General features: G+C 45.7%; 9 protein-coding genes. 3 read left to right on the forward strand and 6 right to left on the reverse strand.

Going from position 1 to position 11,443, the window contains the following annotated elements:
* Positions 1-5: 5 nt before the first annotated feature.
* The gene (rsmH, locus tag O3627_RS09325; protein ID WP_002914283.1) at positions 6-956 is read right to left on the reverse strand and encodes a 16S rRNA (cytosine(1402)-N(4))-methyltransferase RsmH; all 951 of its coding nucleotides are present in this window, start codon (positions 954-956) and stop codon (positions 6-8) included.
* A 200-nt stretch (positions 957-1,156) separates the two neighbouring features.
* Between rsmH and O3627_RS09330 the strand changes: the two genes are divergently transcribed.
* Genes O3627_RS09330 through O3627_RS09340 form a run of 3 tightly spaced genes read left to right on the forward strand, consistent with a single transcriptional unit; the run spans position 1,157 to position 2,135 of the window.
* Positions 1,157-1,372, forward strand: coding sequence for a helix-turn-helix transcriptional regulator (locus tag O3627_RS09330; protein WP_343092077.1), 216 nt, complete (start codon positions 1,157-1,159; stop codon positions 1,370-1,372).
* A gap of 47 nt (positions 1,373-1,419) precedes the next feature.
* On the forward strand, positions 1,420-1,962 hold the full coding sequence (locus tag O3627_RS09335) for a DUF3278 domain-containing protein (protein ID WP_125346899.1): 543 nt from the start codon (positions 1,420-1,422) through the stop codon (positions 1,960-1,962).
* Entirely contained in the window at positions 1,959-2,135 is a 177-nt protein-coding gene (locus tag O3627_RS09340; RefSeq protein ID WP_002896934.1) for a hypothetical protein, read from the forward strand. Before O3627_RS09335 ends, O3627_RS09340 begins: the two co-directional genes overlap by 4 nt.
* A gap of 61 nt (positions 2,136-2,196) precedes the next feature.
* On the opposite strand, the gene O3627_RS09345 is transcribed toward O3627_RS09340, so the two are convergent.
* The 5 genes from O3627_RS09345 to O3627_RS09365 form a co-directional block, all read right to left on the reverse strand.
* Positions 2,197-2,454, reverse strand: a complete 258-nt coding sequence (locus tag O3627_RS09345; protein ID WP_002911278.1) for a DUF896 family protein — start codon at positions 2,452-2,454, stop codon at positions 2,197-2,199.
* Between the two features lie 22 nt (positions 2,455-2,476).
* On the reverse strand, positions 2,477-4,516 hold the full coding sequence (gene glyS / locus O3627_RS09350; protein ID WP_125383293.1) for a glycine--tRNA ligase subunit beta: 2,040 nt from the start codon (positions 4,514-4,516) through the stop codon (positions 2,477-2,479).
* A 2-nt stretch (positions 4,517-4,518) separates the two neighbouring features.
* The gene (gene glyQ, locus O3627_RS09355) at positions 4,519-5,436 is read right to left on the reverse strand and encodes a glycine--tRNA ligase subunit alpha (RefSeq protein ID WP_002893545.1); all 918 of its coding nucleotides are present in this window, start codon (positions 5,434-5,436) and stop codon (positions 4,519-4,521) included.
* A 198-nt stretch (positions 5,437-5,634) separates the two neighbouring features.
* Entirely contained in the window at positions 5,635-6,396 is a 762-nt protein-coding gene (locus tag O3627_RS09360) for an elongation factor Tu (RefSeq protein WP_125383294.1), read from the reverse strand.
* A gap of 311 nt (positions 6,397-6,707) precedes the next feature.
* On the reverse strand, positions 6,708-11,228 hold the full coding sequence (locus O3627_RS09365; protein ID WP_125383296.1) for a S8 family serine peptidase: 4,521 nt from the start codon (positions 11,226-11,228) through the stop codon (positions 6,708-6,710).
* Between the last annotated feature and the right edge of the window lie 215 nt (positions 11,229-11,443).

Below are 11,443 nucleotides of genomic sequence, written 5' to 3' on the forward strand. Positions count from 1 at the left end.
CTTCCTCACTTGTGTATCTTACGGGCCACGCGCAGCTTGGCGGAATGAGCCCGATTATTGCTTTCTAATTCTTCTTTGCTTGGTAAAATTGGTTTGCGGCTGACCAGCTCCAGCTTAGGCTGCAGTTCATCAGGTATAAAGGGCAAGCCCTTAGGAACATCTACTGTTGACGCCTCCTTGAAAAGCTGCTTGGTCAGACGATCTTCCAGCGAATGAAAAGTAATGACCGCAATCCGGCCGTCCACCGCTAGCAGATCAATGGCCTGCTGAATAGACTCATCCGCTGCGCCCAATTCATCATTGACTTCAATCCGAATAGCTTGAAAAATCTGCTTGGCCGGGTGGCCTTTCTTCTTCAGCTCCTTAGCTGGCTTAGCTGACTTGATAATTTCAGCCAATTCTGTCGTTGTTTCAATAGGCTTGATACTTCTAGCCTGCTCAATCTTGCGAGCAATCTGCTTAGAAAACTTATCTTCGCCGTATTTAAAAAAGATTCGTACCAAATCCTGATAGCTATAATGATTGACAACCTCAAAAGCTGTCAAGGCTGCCTCGCGGTTCATGCGCATATCCAAAGGCGCATCCTGTTTATAGGAAAAACCACGCTCACGCTGATCCAGCTGAGGGCTGGAAACGCCTAAATCATAACAAATCCCATCAATTTCTTCCACACCGGCTTCTTGCAAACGGCTCTTGAGGTGGCGGAAATTGTCCTTGATAAAGGTCACCATCCCCCGCTCTACATAAGGAGCCAAACGCTTTTTAGCATTGTCAATAGCCGTCTGGTCCTGATCAAAGGCATAGAGATGCCCCTCATCTCCGAGCTGGCTCAAAAGATATTCGCTGTGACCAGCACCGCCAAGGGTCGCATCGATATAGATGCCGTCAGGCTTAACCGCCAACTGGTCAACCGTTTCATGAAGAAGAACCGTAATGTGATGAAATTCGTTTGTCATATCTTACTTATTATATCACATTCAAAAGCAAAAAAAAATTTAAAAGAAAAAGTAAGCGGATGAAATCCTTTTTTAAATTTTTTGTCAGATATACTTGACACTTTTTCCAAAAAGTATTATACTAGCATAAAATAAAAGTCAAATATAACTGACAAACTTGTTGAAAGTTATCAGTTATAGTATTAGAAAGGAAGGGTGTAATGAATCGTGTCAAAGAATTTCGAAAAGAAAAAAAGATGTCTCAGCTAGAGTTGGCCAAGTCTATCGGGGTATCGCGGCAAACTATCAATATGATTGAAAATAACAAATACAACCCCACCCTCGAGCTCTGTATCAATCTGGCTAGAGCGCTGGATACTGACCTCAACGCCCTCTTTTGGGAGCCCCAGCTGACAGATGAAGATTCTGAGGAATAAGAATTCTTCCCTGTAGCAAATTTCATACCTAAAGAAAGGACACAAACATGAAAAAAGAAACATTCTCAGACAAGATGATTAAACGATTTTACGGCATTACTGGACCTTTGGACGAGCAAAAGCGCCAACAGGCTGAGCATCTAGGAAATATAGGCTTTATCTGGCTTTTCTTTATTCTGATTTTTGGCAATGCCATCGCCTTTCCCCTAGCCTTTCGCTGGCCCAAAATTATCGCTGTTGCCTATCCTATCCTGCTGGAAATCCTTATCCTCGGCTTCTGTGTCTATATAGTCATTCAAGCACGGCGCAAAGGAATTGATGACCTAGAGCTAGAACTTCAGGATGAAAAAGAAGAAAAAGCCATGAAACACGCTGGTCTCAAAGCAGGTTTCTCTTATTGGTTGCTCTTTTACCCTCTCTTTAGCATCATGATAGCTGTCATGGAAAAGAAAGATATCCTACAAGTTCTGCTTCAACCTAAACTCATTATAACTGGATTAGCTGCTGGTCTTGGATTTGGACTGATTATGCATTTCATTGCCAAAGGAAAGATTCGTCAAGCACAAAAAAAGGAGGAAGAAGACCTATGAGACTCAATCTCAAAGAAAAAATGGATCTAGGCATTCTGTCCCTCATTACTGCCATCGCTGCCTATTTCTTTTTCCGTATCACGGAGCCTTGGATTTTCTGGCTGGATGTAGCAATCATCGTTAGCTGCATCTATATAGCTCTCCGCATTTTGAAAAAACATAAACAAGAATAAAAGAATCCCTCGACAGGAACTTTCTAGCTTCCTAGCGAGGGATTCTTTTATTTATATCTACTTAAGACTCTGGGTCATCCAGACTACGGCCGTGAAGGCCTTTCTCGCGCTGAACTTGACGCAATTTTTCAGGAGTGATATCATTGCCATCCTCGTCGACAATCTTGATGCCTTCGATGTGATGACGAACAGAGCGACGGTAGCCTTCGATATACTCTTCACGAAGCTTGGCTTGTTCCACTTTTTCCTCAGCAGTTAGACCTTCAGCTTTTTTCTTTTTAGCCAGTTCATTAATACGGGCAATTTTTTTAGGATCCATGATTCTACCTCTCTCTTACCTTTTATTTGGTATTAATCTGATTAAACTGAGCCATTTGTCCCGCTTTGGCTGTCAAAGAAGCTAGGAGAGCTAGACGATTGTTACGCACAGCCTCATCTTCATCCATAACCATGGTATGGTCAAAGAAAGCATCGATAACTGGACTGAGTGCAAAGAGTTGGTCCAGATTGGCAGCCAAGTCTGACGTCAGCTCCACCGCTTCAATGGCCGCAGCCAAGTCTTTTTCCTCTTGATTTTCAAAGAGTGCTGGATTAACAGCTGCATGCCCCTGGGCTTTCTCAGCAAGATTGAAGACCCGAGACAGGCTTTCCACTGCTGTCTTGAAGTTGTCTTCCTGAGCTTTCTCAGCTAGAAGCGCTGCTGTTTCTACCAAATCGCGTACGACAAAGTGAGTGCTTTGAAGAACAGACGTAACAATGTCTTTCGGAATGCTGCGATCCATCATCTTCTCAACGCGGGCACGGAAGAAATCCAGCACAGCCTCTTGATTTTCATAGCTTAGGCTATCAAACTTGAGTTCGTAAAGTCGACCAAGAAGCTGAGCCAAGTCAATGTTCCAGCCAAACTTATCCAAAATACGCACGACACCCTGAGTCGCACGGCGCAATGCATACGGGTCATTAGAACCACTTGGAATCAGCCCAACTGAGAAGAAGGACAGAATAGTATCCAGCTTATCAGCCAGAGCCAAGACTGCTCCGACCTTGGTGTCAGGCAATTCCCCATCTGCTGAAGTCGGCATATAGTGCTCCCGAATGGCAGCTGCCACCGCAGCATTCTCACCAGCCAGAAGAGCATACTTCTCACCCATGATACCTTGCAGCTCATCAAACTCACCAACCATGCCAGTCAGCAGGTCAAACTTATAAATAGCCGCTGCACGGGCCAAGTCAGCCGTCTCATCAGCATCCAATCCTGCTTCTTGCGCCAAGAGAGCAGCAATCTTGCCAGTCCGCTCCATGTGCTCTGCCAGAGAGCCAATCTTTTCGTGGAAGGTCACATTGCTCAGCTTTTCAACCAAGTCTGCAATAGCCAGTTTTTGGTCTTCCCGCCAGAAGAATTCCCCATCTTCCAAACGAGCCACCAAGACTTTCTCATTTCCCTTGATGACATTTTCTAAGTGCTCTGCATTTCCGTTACGAACAGAGATAAAGTGAGGCAAAAGCTTGCCTTCACTATCGCGCACAACAAAGTAACGCTGGTGCTCTTTCATGGAAGTTACCAAGACTTCCTCAGGCACCTCTAAGTATTTAGCATCAAAATTACCTAGGAAAGCAGTCGGATATTCCACTAGATTCAACACTTCATTGAGCAGGTCTTCGTCAATCTCAATTGAAACTCCGTGCTCCTCTTCCAGTGCTCGAATCTGCTCGACAATCATATCTCCCCGCTCAAGAGGACTGGCAATGACAAACTGAGCCCGTAGGTCATCTTCATAAGAATCCGCTGAAGAAATCTCCGTCTCTTTGCCCAAGAAGCGATGTCCACGGCTAGTACGGCCGCTCTTGATGTCCAAGAAATTCAAATCAAAGGCCTGCTCATCTAAGAGCACAGTCAAAGTATGGACCGGACGGATATATTCAAAAGTGTTGTTGGCCCAGTGCATGCTGACAGGGAAGGTCAAAGCTTGCAGAACTTCTGTCACTGCTGGGATGATTTCCTCTACCGGGCGGCCGATTTCTTCCTTGGTCACATAGACATATTCTTCCCCCTTAATTTCGCGGAAAGTGATATCTTCTACAGTCAAACCTTTACCCCGAACAAAACCTTCGGCTGCCTTGGTAAAGTTGCCGTCTGCGTCCAGAGCAATTTTCTTAGAAGGGCCTTTGAAATCTTCGGTCAAATCAGACTGCTTGTCCGCCAAGCCAACCACGCGCACCGCCAAACGGCGAGGCGTAGAGAACATTTCAATTTTCTCAAAGGTCAGACGATGGTCTGTCAGGAAGGCTCCCATCTTGTCGCGCAGCTGCTTCATGCTCGGTGTCACGACATAGGCTGGCATTTCCTCCAAGCCTAATTCAACTAATAAATTTTTTACCATGATTATTCTCCCTCCTCTGCCAAGAGTTTCTCGCGAGTCTCTGCATCCAAAAGCGGATAGCCCAGACGCTTGCGCTCAGCCACAAAGGTCTTGGCCACAACACGCGCCAGATTACGAATACGGGCAATGTAACCAGCCCGCTCTGTCACAGATACGGCTCCACGCGCATCCAAGAGGTTAAAGGTATGCGAGCATTTGAGAACGTAATCATAGGCCGGGTGCACCAGATGCTCGTCCAGACAGCGCTTGGCTTCCGCTTCAAACTTCTCAAAATTCCCCAAGAGCAAGTCTTGGTCGCTGACCTCAAAGCTGTACTTGGAATGTTCATACTCAGGATGCGTGAAAATTTCGCCGTACTTAACGCCATCAGCCCACTCAATGTCGTAAACTGAGTCCACTTCTTGGATATAAGAAGCCAGACGCTCCAGGCCATAAGTCACCTCAGCAGTCACCGGCTGAGTTGGCAGACCTCCGACCTGCTGGAAGTAAGTGAATTGCGTGATTTCCATACCATCCAGCCAAACTTCCCAGCCCAGACCAGCCGATCCAGTTGACGGATTTTCCCAGTTATCCTCGACAAAGCGGATGTCGTGCTCCAGTGGATTGATACCCAAAAGCTCCAAAGACTGCAAGTAAAGTTCTTGGATATTGCTTGGAGATGGCTTCATGACCACCTGAAATTGATGGTGCTGGTAAAGACGGTTCGGATTTTCCCCATAACGGCCATCTGCTGGCCGACGAGACGGCTCTACATAGGCCGCATTCCATGGTTCAGGACCAATGGCACGCAGGAAAGTGTAGGGGCTCATCGTTCCCGCTCCCTTCTCATTATCATAAGCCTGCATGAGCATACAGCCCTGGTCATTCCAGAACTGTTGTAGAGTCAGGATAATTTCCTGAAAGGTTAATTTCTTAGACATTTTTTACTCCTTTAGTTTATTTAGATTTCTTGCGAAGCGTTCAAAAGGGAACGATTATTTCCCTTTTGAAAAGCTAGTACATCGCCTAGACAAACCGCCCATAGCGGTTGTCGTCAGTCAATCGAACCTTTAGGTTCGCAATTGACTTTGGCGAGGTGAAAGGTAAGTTTCTTAGACATTTGTTACTCCTTAATTTGTTTATATTTCTTTGTCTATTATTTTCTGCTGTATGAACCAATCCAACAAGGGAAGTGTTTTATCTGTGTTTACCCACCGATGATAAGAATCAAAGACCGTTTGCACACTGCCTAGATTTTCTACTAACTTGTCGACTGTCAAAAAACTGCGCCAGTATTCATAAAAAATACTAGCATAATTCCCTTGATAAGTCGAAGTACCGAAATCATTCAATGAGTGCCAACCGTGCTTTTTCTGAAAGAGCTTTACGAGAGCCTGATTACAAGCTTTTTCCACTCGAAATTCCTCATCTGTAAAGAAATACTTGCGGCTAATATACTCAACCATCCCTTCTTCAAACCAGATATAGGCACCGTATCCATCAAAGTCATCTAAAAAATGCTCCGACCAATGAGCTAACTCATGGCCGACAATCTGTAAGAGAGAATTTTCAGACAAAGACTGATAATGGTCTTCTATTGCTCGAGTTTGGTGAGAGGACTCGTAATTCTCCAACTGAAGAAGATATAAATCTTTCCAAACCGTCAACTCGGGAGTCATAACCATCCGCTTATCATTTGTATAGGCCGGTACAGGAATTTCCCGAATGATCTGCGTAGCAGAACCAAAATCGGACCAAATGATGGCTTGCGGCAAGTCATAAACCGCAAACTCGTCTTTTAAAAAAGCTAGATAATCCTGCAACTTTACGGCATTCTTTTCGACGAAATCTCGAAAAGCTGCTAATTGGTTCTCGTCTTTTACAAGGTAAAGGTTCTCCACGAATCTCCTTTCTTTCGAACAATAGACTCAGTACGCAAAAGAACCACATCCGACAGTCCTAGGCTCTTCAACCTAGGGGCGTCAAGACGCGGTTCCACCCTAATTTATTACTTCATTACTTTAAAAATTATAACCGAAAGCGCCATCTGCACTGCTTCCCTATCCGGCTCACACTATCCCGAACTCGCTAAAAAGTAGACAATGAGAATTCTTTCTAAAAAAGATTATAGCAGAAAATAGGGCCAATGTAAAATACTTATCGAAAAATCCCTCAAGTTTCAACTTAAGGGATTTCAACTAATCTAAACCAATTAGACTTGTTTAGGTTTTTTCGGTCTCACAACTCTTGGCTTTCTGCCATCAAGCTTTCTCTTGGCTGCTCTGAGATTGGCGATAGCTTCTTTGACATCTTCCTGGCTGGCACCTGGATTGGCCAAAACTTCCTTAGCCTGTGCATAAGCCTCTAGATAAGCCGCCTTAACCGCGTCAGTTGCATAGATAAACTTATTGCTGATGGCTTGGTAATGCACTTCATCATCAACTAGCTTCTTGAGATTGGTAAAGTTAGTCGCCTTACCATCCAGCTTCTTCTCTGCTGTAGTCAGCTGAGCTAGAGCTGTATCAATTTGCTCCTGGGTCACCTTGTCCTGCACCAAGAGTAGAGCGACTGCTTGGAAGGCCTTGTCATAAGCGCGACGAGTCTTATCCTTAGCATTGGCATAAGCTCCTGTCTTAGTAGTAGCTGCATAAGCTTCCACAGCTGCTTTAACCGCAGTAATATCAGAGTCCTTGCCGTCTAGATCAGCAGATGCTGTTTCTAGTTTTGCTCTTACGGCATCGACTTGCGTTTGGGTCAGTTTGCTTGTCAAAGCTTCCTTGGCTGCCTGATAGGCTTGGTCGTAGGCTGTGCGCTTCGCTGCAGAAGCATTGTAATACTGAGCAGTGCCGACCAGACTAGACTGCTGATTGACAGCTGCCAGCAAGCCTGACTTGACGATAACTCCCAGCTTCAGCAGATTATTCTTGCCTTCTTTGACCTCGACAGTCGGCTCACTCTCCCAGAGCTCGTAGCCAGTCGGCAGGTTAACAAAGACTGAGTAGAATCCTGCTGCTACGGATCTTCCGAAAGCATGCTTGCCAAACAGTTCTGCTGGAAGCGTATAGGCATCGCCATTATTATTCTTGAGAACCACTTGGGTATTCTTCGGAACAGCTTGATCAAAGGCAACGCTGACTGGTGCAAAGACCAGCTTCTTGACTAGAAACTCAATCGTCTTAAAGCTATCTTGGGCTGTCAGCTCAAACTCCTGAGTCAGATCGCTGTAGAAACGAAGTCCATCCTTGTCATAAGTAAAGATTTCAGCTGTATAGCGGCCAAATGGCAGAGCGTTGATTTGCTTGCCCTTGTCCAGTTCGACATACTTGCCCTTGCTATCCTTGATCCGATAGACAAAGGTCGACGATACATCTTGATGCGTATTAGCATCTACCAGAGCAACACGGATGCGCCCGTCATTTTCAGCACTGACTAGATCTGACAAAGCTATGGCATCACGGTTGCCTGCATAGTCCTCTACCACATAGAAAATCTTAGACTTGTCCACTCCTTTTGGCAAGGTGTAGCTGCCATCCGCATTGGCTGAGATGTAAACCCGGCGCTCATAATCACGTTCAATGCCAAAATCATCCACGGCTTTATAGGTCTCTTTCCCTTTTTCATCTGCTTGAAGATAGAAGACTTGTTCTCTCAAAATACCGCCGTTGCCGACATCTTTTGGCTTGCGAGCCGTAAAGGTTTCCGCACCATCCTTAGTACTTATATAGCCTGAACTAATCAAAGGTTTCTGCGTATCGATCTGCAGCTTAAAGCTAATCTGCTGCTCTTTAGCACCTGGTACATCTGGAGTATAGCGAACCACATAGGTATAGAGGCCATCTTCCAGCTTCTCACCCTTGCTATCACGACCATCCCAGTATGTATCTTCTAGTAGGTAGGACTTAGGATTGTCTGACTGACCACTATAATAGTTCTTGCGGCCTTCTCTAATCGTGCTGCTCTGCCAGATTGGGAAGCGATAGTCCGTATCATCTGCCGTATAGACACTAGCTGTCAGATTATTGATATTGCGATAGAGAACTGTCCGATACTGGATGCTATCTTGATTGCCATCTGCATTAGGTGAGAAGGCCAGACGAATCTTGCCATCCGCTCCCAGCTGCAGCACATGCTTACCATCCGCATTTTCTGCAGTTCCCAGTACAATTGAGCTGCGAGCAGCTGTTCGACCGGTAGAGTAGAGTGTATCATTTGACTCTGTCACAAGGGAAGAGACATTGTCATCAGACAGGATACTCTTGTCTTTTGGCACTGGGTAATAGAAGCCTGACTTGCCTTCTTGGACCAGATCATAGATTGGTCTTTCTACAGCTGGCAGATCTTGGAATTGCCCGCGGAAGCCCATGAATGGCAGACTAACCACATCGCCGTCATCCGCTGGATCAACAAAGCGGACAAAGCCTTCTAAGAAATAGCCATTCGGCATCTGCTTGATCAACTCTTCCGCAAACTTAGCAGTATTTACCTTAACCGTAACTTTCTGGCTGCTGTGAGCCTTGACCGTAACTTCTGGCCAAACCGTTTCGGTTAGTTTGCGAGGTGTCAGGGTAAAGTAGCCATCCTTGACCGCATCTGTGTTGGTATTGACAATCATCTTCAGCGTCCGGTCCTTATCCGTGATATTATGAACCGTAACATCAAAGGTGAAGCTGTCTTGGACATTACCCAAGGAAACGCTAGGATATTGGTTATCTCCTGTCACATAGAGACCAGTAGAAATAGCCGCTGCAGTATCCACGATACCAGCACCCTGCTGACGCGGAGAGGTATAGACACCAGTTTCCTTGTTGACGTGCAGCTTGGCTGTTGACATGATGAGGGCTTTGACCAAATCGGCATTCTGGGCAGGTGTCAAGTCTGGATAGTGCTGAAGGAGATATTCCTTGACCAGAGCTGCTACACCAGCTACATGAGGCGTAGCCATACTGGTTCCCTTCATAGAGCCATAGGTATTATCATTAAGTGAAGAGTAGATATCGCCACCTGGTGCGGTCACATCTGGCTTGAGCAAACCATCTGTCGTCACACCCCAACTAGAGAAGTCAGACAGACTACCTGCTCCTGGATGCGGCCGATTGACCTTAAGACCATTAAAGACCACCTTGTAATTACCAGCTGCTAAAGCCTCTCCATATTCCTTACTGATAAAGGCTGACGGAACCTTTTTAGATTCACTGTCCAGGCTCATCGTTAGGTTAGCTCCGTCGACGTTATTATAGATCAGAGCACCAACAGCACCATGGCTGATGGCATTTCTAACCTTTTCAGCAAAGGTAAAGGAACCACGCTGGATAAGAGCCAGCTTCCCTGTCAGATCCTTACCAGCAAAGTCCTCTTCACGGCCAAGACCAACATGGACATACTCATATTCCTTGCCCTTTTCAAAGGTTGCATTTGTCTCACCCATGGAGTAGCTGAAATGACCGTTCAGGAGCTTGTCATTCTTCTCCAAGCCACGAACTTCCATGACTTCCTCTGTCAGAACAGTGTTATTGACAGAAGCGACTGAGATAGAGCTTTCTGCTGTTGAAGGACTACCAACTAGACCATAGTCTGGATTTTCAACCAGCGGTTTAGAGTATTCACTTCCGAAGGTGTTGTCATTACCCGCCGCAATGATCACACTCACTCCCTTAGCCCGAGCACGCTCAATAGCCGCCTGCAAACTAGGGCTGACATCAACCGTTGAACCTGTTGCTGAGCCCAGACTCATATTGATGGTATCAGCTCCCAAAGCCACCGCATCATCAATGGCTTTGATATAGATAGCGTCGCTTGTTGTGCGTTGACGGTCTGAGAAGACCCGCATAAACATAACTTGTGCTTCTGGCGCAACACCATAGACATACTCGTCATTAGGAGCTTTCTTGTTGGGATTTCCCGCTGTAATCCCTGTGACGTGCATACCATGCGAGTAACTATTCTTTTCCTTGATATTGTCATCACCATCGATATAGTTATAGGCATAGACAACCTTGTTGTTGTACCATTTCCCGTAGTCAATACCGGCCTTTTTCTTAGCCTCTTCCAAAGCCGCCTCTGTCTGATACTTGGCCTTTGACGGGTCAGAAATCTTCAGAACCTCGTGATGGACATCCAGACCTGAATCGATAATGGCTACCACACGGCCTTGACCTTTATAGCCTTGAGACCAGGTTTGAGGAACCTTGATAATCTCATTGGTACTGATGCTGCTTGGTTTAGCATCCCGAGAAGTTGGTGACTCTGCTACTGCATCAGGATTAGCAGCAGGCTTTTCTGAGTTTGCGGCTGACGGAGACTCTGCAGTCGGACTAGCCGGAGCTGTCGGCTTGGTCTGTGTGGCAGATGGCTGAGTTACCTTCTCAGCACTTGAAGAAGCCTCTTCTGATGAAGAAGTCGCTCCTTTTTCTACAGGAGCTGCAGATGCTTCCTTAGCCTCTGCCGTAGAAGGCTGGCTAGCCTGCTCTGTACTTGAAGTAGCCGATTCAGAAGAAGCTGGTGCTGCTTTCTCCACAGAGGCTGGACTTATCGGCTGACTCTCAGGTGTAGATGATTGAGAAGCAGACTCAGTCGCTGATACCACAGCGGCAGTCGTCTGACCTTGCCCTGACGAACTAGCTGTCGCCTGCTCATCCGCCTGAGCCTGTCCAGCACCAAAAACCAGAGCAGTTCCCAGCAGAACAGAAGCCAAACCGAACTTGTATTTACGGAGTGAAAAACGTTGCCTTTGCATAGAAGTCTCCTTATCTTTATTTATAAACCATATTATAATAAAAATTTTCTGACAATTCATACAATCCTAACAAATTTAACCAAAACGTAATAATGGCGAATGTTCTAACCAAAAACTGCTATATGATAAAGTTTCAAGTCTCTATTTATTTGAAATACAGAATAAATACAGTTTAAAATCCGGAAATAAGAAAAAACCAATCAGAACAAGCGCAG

This window comes from Streptococcus sp. 27098_8_82 (assembly GCF_041431615.1).
Classification (GTDB): Bacteria; Bacillota; Bacilli; order Lactobacillales; family Streptococcaceae; genus Streptococcus; species Streptococcus sanguinis_K.